This window comes from Dyella tabacisoli, from assembly GCF_003350925.1.
Taxonomy (GTDB): Bacteria; Pseudomonadota; Gammaproteobacteria; order Xanthomonadales; family Rhodanobacteraceae; genus Dyella_C; species Dyella_C tabacisoli.
Window position 1 is genome coordinate 1 of the sequence record NZ_KZ857174.1, and the last position, 16,352, is coordinate 16,352.

A 16,352-nucleotide genomic window follows, 5' to 3' on the forward strand; every position below is an offset into this window, starting at 1 on the left:
GCTGCGCCGATGGTAGTGTGGTTTATTCCATGCAAGAGTAGGTCACCGCCAGGGGCTTTATCCCAACCCCCGTAACTCACGTTACGGGGGTTGTTCTTTTTTAGGCTTTCGCGCTTGCGCAGCCCGCAACAGGTCACCGCCCCACGCTTTAGACACAACGCCTCTCCTTCAGGGAGGCGTTTTTTTGTGTGCATTCAGCGTAAAATATTGCGTTCGCTGCTAAAATCTGCAGCCCCTCCCAAGACTTATCCCTATGACGACTCCAGTAACGAGCCGCCTAAGCCCACTTTCGTACCTGATTTTTTCTTCGCGCTGGCTGCAGCTCCCGTTGTATCTGGGGCTGATCGTGGCGCAGGGAATTTACGTGGTGCAATTTGTGCGCGAGTTGTGGCATTTGCTGGTGACCACGTTATTTCACAACGGCATCGATGCCGCATCGGGAGGCGAGAGCGCCGAAACCACCATCATGCTGACGGTACTCGGGCTGATAGATGTAGTGATGATCTCCAATCTGCTGGTGATGGTGATCGTTGGCGGTTACGAGACATTCGTATCGCGCCTGAACCTGGATGGACATCCAGATCAGCCGGAGTGGCTATCGCATGTCAATGCGACGGTGCTGAAGGTGAAGCTGGCAATGGCCATCATCGGCATTTCGTCGATCCATTTGTTGGCCACCTTCATCAAGGCGGATACCTTGGGTAGCCAGACCATCATGTGGCAGATTCTGCTGCATTTGACCTTTGTGGTCTCGGCCGTCGCGCTGGCCTATATCGATAAGTTGACCCAACCGTCGCCACGGCACGCTGACGCGCACTGATATGTCATCACATGACAGCGGGGGGCTGTAGCCATCATCATCGGCGCGTACTTGCCGGGTGGGAATGATGATGACGGGTTTGACACTCAATCGCCGACAGGAGGAGCTTGTTGCTTGGGTGCGACGAGAAGGCTTTCTGACGGTCGAATCTCTGGCAGGGCACTTTGAGGTCACGCCACAGACTATCCGGCGCGACTTGGGGATGCTTTGCGATGCAGGTTTGTTACGCCGCTATCACGGCGGCGTCAGCTTGCCTTCCAGTGTGGAGAACCTGGCCTATGCCGCGCGGCAAGGTCTGCAGCAGGTCGAGAAGCAGCGGATCGCCGGTTTGCTGGCCGAGCATATTCCCGATCAGGCCTCGCTATTCATCAATCTGGGCACCACCAATGAGGATGTCGCGCGAGCACTGATGGGACACACCGGACTGCGTGTGATTACCAATAATCTCAACGTCGCGATCATGATGAGCGATAACCCGTCCTTCGAAGTCATCGTCGCCGGGGGTGTCGTGCGTGGCCGCGATCACGGGGTGACCGGTGAGGCGACGATCGAACTGATTCGTCAGTTCAAGGTGGACTTCGGCATTATTGGCATCTCGGGTATCGATATGGACGGCACCCTGCTGGATTTCGACTATCAGGAAGTACGCGTCAGTCAGGCCATCATCGAGCATTCGCGGCAGGTCTATCTGGCCGCGGACCATAGCAAGCTCGGTCGCAATGCACTGGTCAGACTCGGGCCGATTTCGCGGGTGAATGCCTGGTTCACAGATCGTCAACCGTCCAGGGAATTACGCGATGTGCTGGCTGAGGCAGGCACCCATGTCTATGTTGCCGCAGAGCGTTAGATGGAGCTTCGTTGCAACGCAGCGTGTGATGTTCGAAATTATTCTTATATGATCGATATCACGCAATTAATGTTGATATTAGTGAACTGATTTTCACATGTGCGCACTTTCGCAACACGGATGAAACCAAGCACAAGTACCTTCTAGCGCCATGGACGAAGCTGTAGCCACTTGCTCCTGGCATTCGACGTCTGCGCGCCGGAGCGGGTAATGACAGAGCGGATCGATCTACTGGTGGTCGGAGGCGGCATCAACGGTGCCGGTATCGCACGTGATGCGGTGGGGCGGGGGCTATCGGTGTGGTTGTGCGAGCAGGACGACCTGGCGGCACACACCTCCAGTGCCAGCACCAAGCTGATCCATGGCGGCCTGCGTTATTTGGAGCAGTTTGAATTCGCCCTGGTCGGCAAGGCGCTGGCAGAGCGCGAAGTACTGCTACGCGCCGCCCCGCATATCATCTGGCCACTGCGTTTTGTCCTGCCGCATCAGCCGCATTTACGTCCGGCCTGGATGATCCGGCTGGGCCTGTTTTTATACGATCATCTTGGCCGCGGGCGGCGCACCTTGCCGGGTTCGCGCCGGATCAAGTTCCGCCAACACGCGGTGGGCAGGCCTTTACGCGAGGAGTTCAACACCGGCTTCGTCTATTCCGATGCCTGGGTGCAAGATGCGCGACTGGTGGTACTCAATGCGATGGACGCCGCTCAGCGCGGTGCGCGCATCCTGACGCATACACGTTGCCAGCATGCGTTGCGCGTCGCCGATGGCTGGCAAGTCCAGTTGCAGATGCAGGACGGCTCGCAGATCGAAGTGCATGCCCGTGCCCTGGTCAATGCGACCGGGCCTTGGGCGGTGAGCTTTCTCGATGAGGTCGCACAGATCGGTCACGATCATTCGCTGCGGTTGGTCAAAGGCAGCCATATCGTGGTTCCCCGACTGTTCGATCACTCGTATGCCTACATTTTTCAGCAGCCGGATCGACGGATCGTCTTCGCTATTCCCTATGAGCGGGACTTCACCTTGATCGGCACCACCGATGTGGAATACCACGCCGATCCGGCCAAGCCGCATATTGCCGCCGACGAGACCGTGTATCTGTGCGAAGCGGCCAATCGCTACTTCAAGCGCACTATCGCGCCCGCCGATGTGGCCTGGAGTTACAGCGGTGTACGGCCACTGCTGGACGATGAACACGGCAACGCATCCGAAGTCACTCGTGACTACCTGCTCGAACTGGATGAACACGGCGCGCCGCTGCTCAATGTATTCGGCGGCAAACTCACCACGTATCGCAAACTCGCCGAGGAGGCGGTTGATCGACTTGCGCCGCTGCTCGGCGTCCATCAGCCGGACTGGACCGGCAAAGGGCACCCGTTGCCGGGTGGCGACGATGGCGATTTGCCTAAATTGCTGATGCAGTTGCAGGTAAGCCAGCCGTGGTTGCCGAGTGACCTGGCATGGCGATGGATTCATACCTACGGCACCCGCACCGCCGAAGTACTGGGCGATACAGGCGATCTCGATGGCCTGGGCGAGCATTTCGGTGCTGGCTTGTATGGCATCGAAGTGGACTATCTACGCAGGCGTGAATGGGCGACTACCGCCGAAGACGTGCTTTGGCGGCGTACCAAACTTGGCTTGCGGATCGATCCGTCGGGCGTTTCGCGCTTACAGGCTTACCTGTCTGCGAACAAGTAAGAGCCATCGAGGATGCTTCGAGTAGCCAAAGAGCTGCCGGAGACGTCCGCATCGCATTGCCGGGCGCAAAGTGATCGGTGGTGAGGGGAGTCCGGCGGCCGATGAAGCCGCCGGAGAGGTCAAGAAGCGCGGCCATGTAGCCGGCCAACGATGCAGCATTGATGGAGAAAGCGGGCATGTCGGTATATCTGAGTGAATTTCTCGGCACCATGGTGCTGATTTTGCTGGGCGACGGCGTTGTCGCCGGCGTTTTGTTGAAAGGTTCGAAATCGAAAGACGCCGGCTGGTTGGTCATTACTGTGGCCTGGGGTTTGGCCGTACTTATGGGCATCTATGTGGCCAGCTCCAGCGGTGCGCATATGAACCCTGCGCTGACTATTGCGCTGGCTGCGATCGGCAAGTTCAGTTGGGCCCTGGTGCCGGGCTACATCCTGGCGCAGATGCTGGGCGCGTTCTGCGGTGCGGTGCTGGTGTATCTGCATTACTTCCCGCATTGGCGCGGTACGGAAGATGCCGGGATCAAGCTCGGCGTGTTCTGCACCAGTCCGGCAGTGCGTTCGACGCCATCCAATTTTATTGCGGAAGTCATCGGCACGTTCATGCTGGTGTTTGGGGTGCTGGTCATTGGTACAAACACGATGGTGGCCGGTTTCGGTCCGTTTGCCGTGGCCTTGTTGGTGACCTCGATCGGTTTGTCGCTGGGCGGCCCCACCGGCTACGCCATCAATCCGGCGCGCGATTTAGGACCGCGGATTGCACACGCGTTGCTGCCGATTCCGGGCAAGGGGCACTCAGACTGGAGCTACGCAGCGATTCCAATTGTCGGGCCCGTGGTCGGTGCCTTGCTTGGTGCCTTTATCTACCGCGCCGTATATGGCTGACGCAGGAGACTATGTTCCATGGATAAGCAATACATTCTTGCCATCGATCAGGGCACGACCAGTTCCAGGGCGATATTGTTCGATCGCGAAGGGCGCATCGCCGGTATGGCGCAACGCGAGTTCGGCCAGATATTTCCGCAGCCGGGTTGGGTCGAACACAATCCACGCGAGATTCTCACCAGCGTGCTGACCACGGTCACCGAGGTGATGAACAATGCTCAAGTCGACGCCGAAGCGATTGCAGGCATCGGCATTACCAATCAACGCGAAACGACGGTGGTGTGGGACAAGAGCACTGGCCAGCCGATCTACAACGCCATTGTGTGGCAGTCGCGGCAGACCCGCGAGATCTGCGATCAGTTGAAGGCCGACGGCTATGAGCCGATGGTGCGCGAAAAAACCGGCTTGCTGATCGATGCCTATTTTTCCGGCACCAAGGTGAAATGGATACTCGATCACGTGGAAGGTGCGCGTGAGCGCGCCAGGCGCGGTGAATTGCTGTTCGGCACCATCGATACCTGGCTGATCTGGAATCTCACCGGCGGCAAGGCGCACATCACCGACTATACCAACGCTTCGCGCACGCTGATGTACGACATCCATGCGCAGCGCTGGGATGACGAGCTGCTGAAAATGCTGGATGTGCCGGCGGCGATGTTGCCTGAGGTGCGCTCATCCAGTGAGGTTTACGGATACACGCTGCCGCAGTATTTCTTTGGTCAAGAGGTGCCCATTGCCGGCGTGGCCGGTGACCAGCAGGCGGCGTTGTTCGGCCAGGCCTGTTTCGAGCCGGGCATGGCCAAGAACACCTATGGCACAGGCTGTTTCATGCTGATGAATACGGGCGAGAAAGCCGTCCATTCCAAGAATGGCCTGCTCACTACGATTGCCTGGGGCCTGGACGGAAAAGTCGAATACGCCCTGGAGGGCAGCATCTTCGTCGCCGGTTCGGTGATTCAATGGCTGCGCGATGGCTTGCGCATGTTGGGCAAGGCCAGTGACTCTCAGTCTTACGCCGAGCGCGCCGGTTCGAGCGAGGGCGTCTATATCGTGCCGGCTTTCGTTGGTCTGGGGGCACCCTATTGGCGCAGCGATGTGCGCGGGGCGGTCTTCGGGCTCACGCGTGGAACCACCAAGGAGCATTTCGTGCGCGCGGCGCTGGAGTCCATGGCCTACCAGACCCGCGACGTACTCGCGGCGATGGAGGCCGATGCGGGGTTGCCGCTGAAGGAGTTGCGTGCCGATGGCGGCGCCATTGCCAACGATTTCATGGCGCAGTTCCAAAGCGACATTCTGAATGTGCCGGTGTTGCGCCCTCAGGTGCCGGAAACCACCGCATTGGGTGCGGCTTATCTGGCCGGTCTGGCGACCGGGTTCTGGGCGAGCCGGGACGAGATTTCGCGGCAGTGGGCGGTCGATCGACGCTTCGTGCCCGCCATGCCGGAGGCGACTCGCGAAGCACTGTACGCGGGCTGGCAGCAGGCTGTGCAGGCGACAATGGGCTTCAAGATCGCCTAATCAGCAGGTGAATGGCTCACCTTTGGATGGTCCGCTACAAGCGGGCCATCCCCAGCCACTCTCAAGGGGCTGGGGATAAACGCGAATCTCAGTCCAGCGCGTAGCCGAACTGTTCTTTGAACTCGGCAGCGAACTGCTCGTAAGTGAAACGCTGGTTTTGCGTGCCCGGATGCTCGACTTTCAAGGCGCCCATCAGCGAGGCCATGCGGCCGACGGTCGCCCACTCTTTGCCCTGCATGATGCCCAGGATCAGGCCGGCGCGATAAGCGTCGCCGCAACCGGTGGGATCGACCACCTGGCGTTCGCGGGCCGCAGGAATCTGCAGTGTCTTGCCATCGGTGTAGATGATCGAGCCGCGGGGGCCTTGGGTCACGATATAGGCTTTGACGCGTTCGGCGATCTGCTCGGCGCTCCATTCGGTGCGCGATTGCAGTAGCTGAGACTCATAGTCGTTGACGATCACGTAGGTCGATTTCTCGATCATCGTGCGGAATTCGTCACCGCTGAACAGCGGCATGGCCTGGCCCGGGTCGAAAATGAAGGGCACGCCGCGTGCGGCGAACTCGTTCACGTGCTGCAGCATGGCGTCACGGCTATCGGGTGCGACGATGCCGAAGGTGATCTCCGGGATGTCGCGCACGTGGTTTTCGTGGGCGCTGGACATCGCTCCGGGATGGAATGCGGTGATCTGGTTGTTGTCCAGGTCGGTCGTGATGAAGCACTGCGGGGTGAACTGCTCGTCGTACACACGCACGTAATCCATGCGGATACCGCATTCCTGCAGATGCTGCCGATAGGGCGCAAAGTCTTGGCCTACCGCGGCTACCGGCAGCGGATCGGCGCCCAGCAGCCTCAAGTTATAGGCGATATTGCCGGCGCAGCCACCGAATTCACGGCGCATCCGCGGAACCAGGAAGGACACGTTCAGGATATGCACCTGATCGGGCAGGATGTGATTCTTGAACTGGTCTTGGAACACCATGATGGTGTCGTAGGCGAGCGAACCGCAGATAACGGCAGACATGGTTTGTGGGTGTCCCCAGGCAAATGAACAGGCAGCGCGCAGGCGGCTGGACCAAGGCCGAATCAACGATCTCGGCCAAAGCTGCTGATCTTACCGTTATAAGTGGTTGGTGACGACTGTTCAGGTGACGTGAACTTTGCATCGGCAGGGAAGAAACGCGTATATCACCGTGTAGTACAAGGCTTTCTTAACGAGAATATTCTTGCGTGCACGGGCTGGCCTGACTAGACTGATCCGCTTACTTTTTAACCAAGCCGATGCACGGCGGACTCAATGTTCAAGAAGTTTCGTGGGTACTTTTCCAATGACATTTCCATCGATCTTGGCACGGCCAATACGCTGATTTATGTACGTGGGCAGGGTATCGTTCTTAACGAGCCCTCCGTGGTGGCGATCCGTCAGGATCGCGGCCCGGGCGGTCCGCGCGCGGTGGCTGCTGTCGGTACCGACGCCAAGCGCATGCTCGGACGCACGCCGGGCAATATCGCCACGGTGCGCCCGATGAAGGATGGCGTGATCGCCAACTTCTCGATGACCGAGGCCATGCTGCAGCATTTCATCAAGCAAGTGCATCGCTCGCGCTTCTTGCGGCCGAGTCCGCGCGTGCTGGTTTGCGTGCCCTGCGGCTCGACCCAGGTCGAGCGCCGCGCGATCAAAGAGTCGGCCGAAGGCGCCGGCGCCCGCGATGTGTATCTGATCGAAGAGCCCATGGCCGCCGCGATCGGCGCCGGCATCCCGGTTCACGAGGCGCGCGGCTCGATGGTTTTGGATATCGGCGGCGGCACCTCCGAAGTGGCGGTGATCTCGTTGAACGGCATCGTGTACTCGCAGTCGGTACGTATCGGCGGCGACCGTTTCGACGAGGCGATCATCAATTATGTGCGCCGCAATCACGGCACCTTGATCGGCGAATCCACTGCCGAGCGCATCAAGATGGAAGTCGGTTGCGCATTCCCGCAAACCGATGTGCGCGAAATCGAAATCTCCGGCCGCAATCTGGCCGAGGGTGTGCCGCGCATGTTCACCATCAACTCCAATGAAGTGCTGGAGGCGCTGCACGAGCCGCTCTCGGGCATCGTTGCGGCGGTTCGCGCAGCGCTGGAGCAGACGCCGCCTGAGCTGTGCTCCGACGTTGCCGAGCGTGGCATCGTGCTGACCGGTGGCGGTGCCTTGCTGCGCGACCTGGATCGCCTGATTTCCGAAGAAACCGGCTTGCACGTGCAGGTAGCGGACGAGCCGCTGACCTGTGTGGCACGTGGCGGCGGCAAGGCGTTGGAGCTGATCGACCTGCACGGCGGCGACTTCTTCGCTTCTGAATCAGGCTAAGGGCCGCGCTCGCCCATCATTCTTGCTAGCTCGGCGACGGGGGATTCGGCACCCACTGCATCTCCCCTTAAAGAGCGCATTCACATGGTGTCGCGCGGCTCGCCGCTGAGGTATTCGATGGGCGCGGCGCGCTCGTTCTGTTGAAAGGCTTGCTTCATGGCGCTTGCGCGCGAGGAAAATTCGCCCCTGTTCGCCGGCTCCGTGGCGGGTACGCTGCGGCTGATCTTCTATCTCGCGTTGGCGATGGTGTTGATGGTGCTCGACCATCGCAACGGCTGGCTGTGGCGGCTGCGCTATAACGCAGCCATCGTGGTGGAGCCGATATACCGCCTTGCGGGCCTGCCGTCCGCCGGCATGCGCACGCTCAGCGTGGCCTTTTCCGATCGTAAATCGTTGACCGAGCAGAACCAGCGCCTGCGCGAGGATCTGCTGCTTGCCAATGCCAAGCTCAATCGCATGGCCGCGGTGGCCGAACAAAACCAGCGTCTGAAGGGCTTGCTCGATACCCAGCGCAGCCTGGAGCTCAATGTGCAGTTGGCGCGTGTCATCGGTGTAGACATGGGCACTTCACGCCATCGCCTGGTGCTCAATCGCGGCGATCGCGATGGCGTCAAGCAGGGGCAGGTAGTTATCGATGCGCATGGTGTCATCGGTCAGATCGTCGACGTGCTGCCGACTACGGCCGTGGTCATGCTGGTGACCGATCCGAATCACGCGGTGCCGGTGGTGATCGAGCGCACCGGTTTGCGCACCGTGGCTTACGGATCGCGCGAGGGCGACCAGTTGAGCTTGCCGAATGTGCCGATGGCTGCCGATGTGAAGGCCGGCGACAAGCTGCTTACTTCTGGGCTTGGCGGGCGTTTTCCATCGGGTTTTCCGGTGGGCGAGATTCGTTCGGTCGGACAGTCCGCGTCAGGCATGTTCCTTGAGGCACGCGCACGTCCAACCGCTGATATCGATCGCAGCGAGGACGTCTTGTTGCTGCACGATCAGGCCGAGCCGGTCGGGCCGCCGATACCGTCGACACCCGCAGGGCCGCCGGCCGGCCTGGCGCCTGCGCCGGGTAGTTCAAGTGCGCCGCCACCGGTCAGCCCGCCTGTAGCGAACCCATCCACGAATGCGCCGGCGGTGCAGCCATGAATCGGCAGCGATTGAGCCTGATGTGGGTCAGCGGCACGCTGGCCTTTGGCCTGTTGTCGATGCTGGTGCCGCTGCCTAGCGTATTGCAGTCATTCAAACCGTATTGGCCGGCGCTAGTGCTGCTGTACTGGTCGATCGAGTCGGGCGACCGCATCACCTTGGGCGTGGCCTTTATGGTGGGCCTGTGCGCGGATCTGCTCGACGGGGTGTTGCTGGGCGAGCAGGCTTTGCGTCTTTGCGCGCTGGTGTTCATCGTGTTGCGATTCCGTTCGCGGCTGCGCTTTTTTCCGATGTGGCAGCAGACACTGGCGGTGCTGATCTTGCTGTTGAATGACCGCGTCTTGCTACTGATCGTGCGGACCTTTGCCGGCGAAGCGTTGCCACCTGCAAGCTGGTGGATTTCACCCTTTGTAGGCGCGGCGTTATGGCCGTTCTTGTTCCTGCTGCTCGACGATCTGCGTATGCGGTTTCGCATCCAGTAGCCGACAACCATGCTCAAGCGACGATCGATCAAGGATTCCCGGGGCGAAAGCGCGCTGTTCCGGCGGCGCGCGCTGGTCGGCTTTGCATTGATTTTGTTTGGGTTGGTCGCCCTGGTCACGCGATTCGTCTATTTGCAGGTACTGCATCACGATGAATTTGTTGTGCGTTCGGAAAACAATCGCGTCAAGCCCCGAGCGATTCCGCCAGCGCGTGGATTGATCTACGACCGCAGCGGTGTGCTGCTGGCGGATAACGTGCCGGCGTTTCGGCTTGAGGTCATCCCCGAGCAAGTGTCTGATATGCCTGCACTGCTGGCGGAGATTGGCGCCGTCGTGCCGATCGGCAGCGATGACGTCGAGGCTTTCAAGAAACAGCTCAAACAGAGTCGTCGTTTCGAAAGCGTGCCGCTGAAAATGCGCCTTACCGAGGACGAGATCGATCGTTTCGCGGTGAATCGCTGGCGCTTTCCAGGCGTTGACGTGGTGCCCTACCTGACCCGGCGCTATCCGTACGGTACGCATTTCGCCCATGTCGTGGGCTATGTCGGGCGGCTCGATGCCGATGATCTGGAGCGGCTCGATCCGGTGCGCTACAAGGGCACCAGTCATGTCGGTCGCAGTGGCTTGGAGCGCTCATACGAAGACATGCTGCACGGTACGCCGGGCTACGAACTGGTGGAGGTCAATGCCGATGGGCGGACCCAACGCGTGCTGGAGACGCATCCCCCGGTACCCGGCAAAAATCTGTACCTGAGCATCGATATACGCGTGCAAAAAGCCGCCGAAGAGGCATTCGACAACCGTCCGGGTGCGGCGGTGGCAATCGATCCGCGTAACGGTCAGGTGCTGGCGATGGTCAGTGTGCCGAGCTTTGATCCGAATCTGTTTGTCAACGGTATCAGTCATACCGACTACACCATGCTGACTACCGCCGAAGACAAGCCGCTATACAACCGCGCCTTGCGCGGGGTGTATCCGCCGGGTTCCACCGTCAAGCCATTGCTGGCCCTTGGCGGTCTGGAATACGGTGTGCGACGACCAGAGGACACGGTGCTGTCCACCGGTGAATTCTGCATACCGGGGCAATCGCGCTGCTACCGCGACGACGAGCGTGGCGGCAACGGTACGGTGAATATGGTGCGTGCAATCCAGTTGTCGACCAATACCTATTTCTACAAGCTGGCACTGGATCTAGGTATCGACCGGCTCAGTACTTTCATGGGCAAATTTTCGTTTGGCCGTCCAACCGGCGTTGATCTGATCGGCGAAGCTTCCGGCGTGCTGCCTTCGCGCGAATGGAAGGCTGGGCGCTACAAACAGCCATGGTTCCCTGGTGAGACGGTGATTTCTGGTATTGGACAAGGCTATTGGGCGGTGACGCCGATGCAGTTGTCCCATGCCTATGCGACTTTTGCCGGACACGGTACGCCATATGCACCGCGATTGGTGATGGCGACCCAGGGTGGCGTGGACAGCCGGCCGGCACCCTTGGCCAATCCGCCTACTGGACCTTCGCTAATCCAAAAGCCGGGTGATTGGGCGGCAGTCAATCAAGGCATGATCGCGGTGATGACGGGGGGCACCGGCAAGACCGTGGGCGTGGGGTTTCCCTATGTGATCGCCGGCAAGAGCGGCACTGCCGAGCGCTACTCGCGCACGACCAATGCGTATGACGAGCGCCGCAACAATGCCTATCTGGCCAGCCGCCATCGTGCCTGGTTCGTGGCCTATACCCCAGCGGAAGATCCAAAGATTGCGGTAGCTGCGGTGCTGGAATCCGGTGCATGGGGCGCCCAGGATGCCGGTCCGATCGTGCGCAAGATTCTCAATGCCTGGGTCGTTCAGCAAGGCGGAACATTACCGGTGGGTCCACCGCCTTCCGCTGCACCGGCGAGCCCGGCTCCTGATCCGTCGGAAGTGATCGAGCCATCGATCGAGCCACCCATGGAATCGGGCGGCGACGATATCCCGGCGATACCGTCTTCGAGCGGGGCAAATCCATGATCGACACCCAATACGCTCGCATGCAGCGCGTTTTCAAGCGCGTACTGACCCGGCCGCGGATCGATCTGCCGTTGGCGGGCGGGCTGTTCATGCTCGCGATAGTCGGCTTGCTTACGCTTTACAGCGCCGGCGACAGCCATCTCGCCCTGGTCGGCGGTCAGGCCGGGCGTTTTGTTCTCGGCGCCATCTTGATGCTGATTATTTCGCGCATCCCGCCGCCGGTATTGCGCAACTGGTCGCCGTGGCTTTATGCGGGAAGCACCGCGCTGCTGGTCGTCGTGGCGCTGCTGGGCGAGGGGCGCGGGGCCTATCGCTGGCTCGATTTGGGGGTGATGCGCTTTCAGCCATCGGAATTGCTGAAGTTGACCATGCCGATGATGGTGGCCTGGTATCTGCATCCGCGCCAGCTACCGCCGAGCTGGAAAGACATCATCGTGGTCGGTGTGCTGATCGCGATTCCGGCCGGCTTGATCGCCGAACAGCCCGACCTTGGCACGGCGCTGCTGGTGGCCGCCGCTGGCGCATTCGCGCTGTTTTTGTCGGGCATGCGATGGTGGAAGATCGGCGCTTTACTCGGTGCCGTCGGCGGCATGATTCCCATCGCCTGGCATTTTCTGCACGAATATCAACGCAATCGCGTGCGTACTTTGCTCGATCCCGAATCCGATCCGCTCGGCAACGGCTGGCATATCATCCAATCGCAAATCGCCGTGGGCTCCGGCGGCACCTTCGGCAAAGGCTGGCAACACGGCACGCAGTCGCGCCTGGATTTTTTGCCTGAGCACACCACCGATTTTATTTTTGCGGTGTTCTCCGAAGAATTCGGCCTGGCCGGCGTGATCGGCATCATGCTGCTCTATGCCTTCATCATCGGCCGCTGCCTATGGATCGCCATGGATGCGCGCGATACCTATTCGCGCCTGTTGGCCGGCGCGATCGGTATGAGCTTTTTCGTTTACGTGTTCGTCAACGGCGGCATGATCGCCGGCATGCTGCCGGTTGTCGGCGTACCGATGCCGCTGGTCAGTTATGGCGGCACCTCGGCGGTATCGTTGCTGACCGGCTTTGGCGTGTTGATGTCGATCCATGCCAACCGCAAAATGCATGAATAGAGCAGGCACGAATAGATCAGGCACGAATAGGTCAGGCATGAATAAGCCAGATACGCATGAACATGGCGCATCGCTCGTCAGCATGCCGCCGCAGATGGCCCGGACTCGCATGCTAGGCTTTCGATGACGCCCGTCCCTTGCTATGGAAGCCGCTGGAAGTGAAGTATTCCAAGACCTTGATGTCCGCGCTGCGCAGTTCACCTTTGCTGGTCACGCTGGGCCTGCTGCTCAGTGTCGCGTGGTCACCTGTACAGGCCCAAAGCCATCCGGGACAGGCGCAGTTAGTAAGCGAGGTGGCGCAGGAAACCGGTAAAGACCCCGACGCCCTGAATGCTTTGCTGGATCACGCGAAGAAACAGCAAAGCATTCTCGATGCGATCAGCCGGCCGGCCGAAGGCAAGGCGTGGAAGGACTACCGCCCGATCTTTTTCAACGACAAGCGGATTGACGATGGCGTGGCGTTTTATCGCGCCCATCGATCGCTGATCGAGCGTATCGGGCAACAGTATGGGGTGGCGCCGGAATACCTGGTGGCGATCATCGGCGTGGAAACCTCCTATGGCCGCATGCCGGGCAAGTACAAAGTGCTCGATGCGCTGGTCACCCTGGGCTTGTATTACCCGCCGCGAGCGGCCTTTTTTCGCGATCAGCTCAAGGTGTTGCTGAGCCTGCCGGATAACCACCTGGCCGGGCCGCTGAACACGCTTACCGGCTCCTATGCCGGCGCGCAGGGCTGGGGCCAGTTCATGCCATCGAGCATCCGTGATTTCGGTGTGGATGAAGACGGCGATGGCCATATCGACATGCTGAACTCGCTGCCGGACATCCTGGCCAGCGTCGCTAATTACTTCATCAAGAACGGTTGGGTCAGCGGCGGCCCGGTGGCCGTGCGGGCGCAGCCGGATCACCTGGCCAAGCCGATCACGGTCAAGGATTCTCAGCCGCAATGGTCGGTGGAACAGCTCCAGGCATGGGGCTACGCGCCCATGCAGCCTCTCGATCCGGGCTTGCCCAGCAGCCTGCAGTCGCTAGAGGGCGAGGACGGCTCGGAGTATTGGATAACTTTCCAGAATTTCTATGTCATCACGCGCTACAACCGTAGCCCGCTGTACGCGTTGGCCGTGCACCAATTGGCACAAGCCATCGCCAGCGGTGTCCGCAGGGCGGACGCAGAGCAATGAAATGGCGCTGCGTACTGCCGCTGCTGCTTGCCTTACTCCTGCTTGCCGGTTGCAGTGGCAGTAAGCCGCGGCCCGGCAAGAGTGGCGGTAGTGTATGGCGGGGCAGTAGCTCGGGCACCAGCCGTGGCGGTGTCAACGACGATGTCAGCAGATCGCAAAGCAGCCGTTACCGCGACAACAGCGACAGCGTGCCCGGTGGGCCGCCGCCTGACTTGAGCAAGCTGGTCGAACCGACACCAAAAGTCGAGCCGCGCGCCTTGTATGGCAACAAATCGCCGTATTCCGTGCTTGGCCAGAGCTATCGGGTGCTACCCAACGCGAATGGCTATGTGGAGCGTGGTATCGCCTCGTTCTATGGCAACAAGTTTCACGGCTATAAGACCTCCAGCCTGGAGGACTACGACATGTACCAGTTCTCCGCCGCACATAAGACATTGCCGCTGCCCAGCTATGCGCGCGTAACCAATCTGGAGAACGGCAAGAGTGTCACCGTGCGTATCAACGACCGTGGTCCATTCCACGAAAACCGCCTGATCGACCTGTCCTACGCCGCGGCCGTGAAGATCGGTATCTGGCCCAAAGGCACCGGTCTGGTCGAGGTGCGCGCGATTACCCCCGGTCAGCTCTTGCAAGACCCGGTGCCGCCAACGGCGCCATTGCCATCTCCATTACCCCCGCCGCTGCCGGCGGCTGCGGCAAGCGTGGCGGCCGTGCCAGGCCCCGGCATCAGCGTGGCTCCGGGTATTTATCTGCAGGTGGGCGCCTTTACCGACAATGCAAACGCCGAACGCGTGGCCCAGCAGCTCCGCGATGCCAAGTTTGCTCCGGTACAGGTGGTCGATGCTCAGATTAACGGGCGCAGTGTCCGCCGCGTGCGCGTTGGGCCGCTTAGTGACGTCGATCGAGCCGATCAAGTAACCACGCAAATCGAGGGCATGGGACTGCCGCGGCCACAGGTCGCGGTAGACTAATGCACTGCTGAACTCGCGCTATCTCCCGCAAGCCATGGATGACTTGCCGAGATTTCGCCTATTTTCATGGCCGCGCATCGGGTGTCGGCCATACAAGAATTGGATTGAACCGAACGATGAGCTTACTCCGCCGTACCCTGTCCTCATTCGCCGTCGCCGCTTTGGTCGCCGGTGTCGCCTTTGCCCAGCAGACCCCGCCGAAGCCCGTGGCGGTGCCGCGTCCGGTGGTGCCCGAGGCGCCGGTGCCGCCGCCGCCGGATGTGGATGGCAAAAGCTGGGTGTTGATGGATTACGCCACTGGCCAGATCCTCGCCTCGAAAGATCCTGACGTGCGGCTTGAGCCTGCCTCGATCACCAAGGTGATGACCGACTATGTCGTCTCTGCCGAGGTCGCCAACGGCAAAATCCATATGGCCGATCCGATCACCATCAGCGAAAACGCCTGGCGCGGCGGTGGTGCGGGTACCGATGGCTCCACCAGCTTTCTCAAGCTCAACAGCCAGGTGCCGCTGAAAGACCTGCTGTTCGGCATGATTATCCAGTCCGGCAACGATGCCGCCATTGCGCTGGCCGAGCACACCGCGGGCTCCGAGCCGGCTTTTGCGAACTTGATGAACGCCTATGCCAAGCAGCTCGGCATGGTCAATTCGAACTTCCAGAACGCGTCCGGCTATCCGATCGCCAACCACTACACCACGGCGCGCGATATCGCGATTCTGTCGCGTGCGCTGATCCACGATTTCCCCGAGGACTATGCGATTTCCGCGGTCAAGGATTTCGAGTGGAACGGCATCAAGCAGCACAATCGCAATCTGTTGCTGTGGCGCGACCAGACCGTCGACGGTATCAAGACCGGCCACACCGCTGCCGCCGGCTACTGCCTGGCGGCTTCGGCCAAGCAGGGCGATTCCCGCATGATCGCGATCGTGATGGGTGCCACCAGCGAGAAGTCGCGCGCCGATGCCGCGCTGGCGCTGATGAACTACGGTTTCCGTTTCTACGAGACGCACAAGCTGTACGACGCCAGCAAGCCGCTGGCGACGCCGCGTCTATGGAAGGGCAAAGACAACCAGTTGCCGCTTGGCGTCGCCGACGACGTACTGGTCACGGTCAAGCGCGGTGAATACGACAAGCTCAAGGCGACCATGGACATTCCGGCGACGTTGATCGCGCCGTTCACCAAGGGCCAGCAGGTCGGTACGCTGCGCATCACGCTGAACGGTCAACCGGTGCAGAACGTGCCGCTGATCGCCCAGGTCGAAGCGCCGCAGGGTGGTTTCTTCTCGCGCCTGTGGGACAGCATCATGCTGTGGTTCCATAGCGACAAGAAGCCTGAAACGAAGTAACG

At 60.4% G+C, this 16,352-nt stretch carries 14 protein-coding genes; 13 read left to right on the plus strand and 1 reads right to left on the minus strand.

What is annotated here, in order from left to right; translation table 11 throughout:
* Window positions 1-253: 253 nt before the first annotated feature.
* The 5 genes from DVJ77_RS04140 to glpK all read left to right on the plus strand — a co-directional run bounded on the left by DVJ77_RS04140 (window position 254) and on the right by glpK (window position 5,764).
* Entirely contained in the window at window positions 254-820 is a 567-nt protein-coding gene (locus DVJ77_RS04140) for a TIGR00645 family protein (protein ID WP_114844231.1), read from the plus strand.
* A gap of 64 nt (window positions 821-884) precedes the next feature.
* Window positions 885-1,667, plus strand: a complete 783-nt coding sequence (locus DVJ77_RS04145) for a DeoR/GlpR family DNA-binding transcription regulator (protein ID WP_162791359.1) — start codon at window positions 885-887, stop codon at window positions 1,665-1,667.
* 210 nt (window positions 1,668-1,877) lie between these two features.
* The gene (glpD, locus tag DVJ77_RS04150; protein ID WP_114844233.1) at window positions 1,878-3,365 is read left to right on the plus strand and encodes a glycerol-3-phosphate dehydrogenase; all 1,488 of its coding nucleotides are present in this window, start codon (window positions 1,878-1,880) and stop codon (window positions 3,363-3,365) included.
* Window positions 3,366-3,541: 176 nt separating this feature from the next.
* Window positions 3,542-4,246, plus strand: a complete 705-nt coding sequence (locus DVJ77_RS04155; RefSeq protein ID WP_114844234.1) for an MIP/aquaporin family protein — start codon at window positions 3,542-3,544, stop codon at window positions 4,244-4,246.
* Window positions 4,247-4,264: 18 nt separating this feature from the next.
* A complete protein-coding gene (gene glpK / locus DVJ77_RS04160) occupies window positions 4,265-5,764 on the plus strand; it encodes a glycerol kinase GlpK (RefSeq protein WP_114844235.1) in 1,500 nt (499 codons plus the stop codon).
* 88 nt (window positions 5,765-5,852) lie between these two features.
* On the opposite strand, the gene DVJ77_RS04165 is transcribed toward glpK, so the two are convergent.
* Window positions 5,853-6,788 (minus strand): carbohydrate kinase family protein, encoded by a 936-nt coding sequence (locus tag DVJ77_RS04165; protein ID WP_114844236.1) that lies wholly within the window; start codon window positions 6,786-6,788, stop codon window positions 5,853-5,855.
* Window positions 6,789-7,061: 273 nt separating this feature from the next.
* Between DVJ77_RS04165 and DVJ77_RS04170 the strand changes: the two genes are divergently transcribed.
* From DVJ77_RS04170 to DVJ77_RS04205, 8 genes are all read left to right on the plus strand, one after another.
* On the plus strand, window positions 7,062-8,114 hold the full coding sequence (locus DVJ77_RS04170) for a rod shape-determining protein (protein ID WP_114844237.1): 1,053 nt from the start codon (window positions 7,062-7,064) through the stop codon (window positions 8,112-8,114).
* Window positions 8,115-8,270: 156 nt separating this feature from the next.
* A complete protein-coding gene (mreC, locus tag DVJ77_RS04175) occupies window positions 8,271-9,254 on the plus strand; it encodes a rod shape-determining protein MreC (RefSeq protein ID WP_114844238.1) in 984 nt (327 codons plus the stop codon).
* Window positions 9,251-9,736 (plus strand): rod shape-determining protein MreD, encoded by a 486-nt coding sequence (gene mreD, locus DVJ77_RS04180; protein ID WP_114844239.1) that lies wholly within the window; start codon window positions 9,251-9,253, stop codon window positions 9,734-9,736. Before mreC ends, mreD begins: the two co-directional genes overlap by 4 nt.
* 9 nt (window positions 9,737-9,745) lie before the next feature.
* Window positions 9,746-11,740 carry a penicillin-binding protein 2 gene (mrdA, locus tag DVJ77_RS04185; RefSeq protein WP_114844240.1) on the plus strand — a complete coding sequence of 665 codons (1,995 nt, stop codon included), beginning with the start codon at window positions 9,746-9,748 and terminating at the stop codon, window positions 11,738-11,740.
* Window positions 11,737-12,852: a rod shape-determining protein RodA gene (gene rodA, locus DVJ77_RS04190; RefSeq protein WP_114844241.1), complete on the plus strand. Its 1,116-nt coding sequence runs from the start codon at window positions 11,737-11,739 to the stop codon at window positions 12,850-12,852. Before mrdA ends, rodA begins: the two co-directional genes overlap by 4 nt.
* 179 nt (window positions 12,853-13,031) lie before the next feature.
* The gene (mltB, locus tag DVJ77_RS04195) at window positions 13,032-14,033 is read left to right on the plus strand and encodes a lytic murein transglycosylase B (RefSeq protein WP_114844708.1); all 1,002 of its coding nucleotides are present in this window, start codon (window positions 13,032-13,034) and stop codon (window positions 14,031-14,033) included.
* Window positions 14,030-15,004 carry a septal ring lytic transglycosylase RlpA family protein gene (locus tag DVJ77_RS04200; protein ID WP_114844242.1) on the plus strand — a complete coding sequence of 325 codons (975 nt, stop codon included), beginning with the start codon at window positions 14,030-14,032 and terminating at the stop codon, window positions 15,002-15,004. Before mltB ends, DVJ77_RS04200 begins: the two co-directional genes overlap by 4 nt.
* Before the next feature lie 116 nt (window positions 15,005-15,120).
* On the plus strand, window positions 15,121-16,350 hold the full coding sequence (locus DVJ77_RS04205; RefSeq protein WP_114844243.1) for a D-alanyl-D-alanine carboxypeptidase family protein: 1,230 nt from the start codon (window positions 15,121-15,123) through the stop codon (window positions 16,348-16,350).
* The last annotated feature ends 2 nt before the right edge of the window (window positions 16,351-16,352 follow it).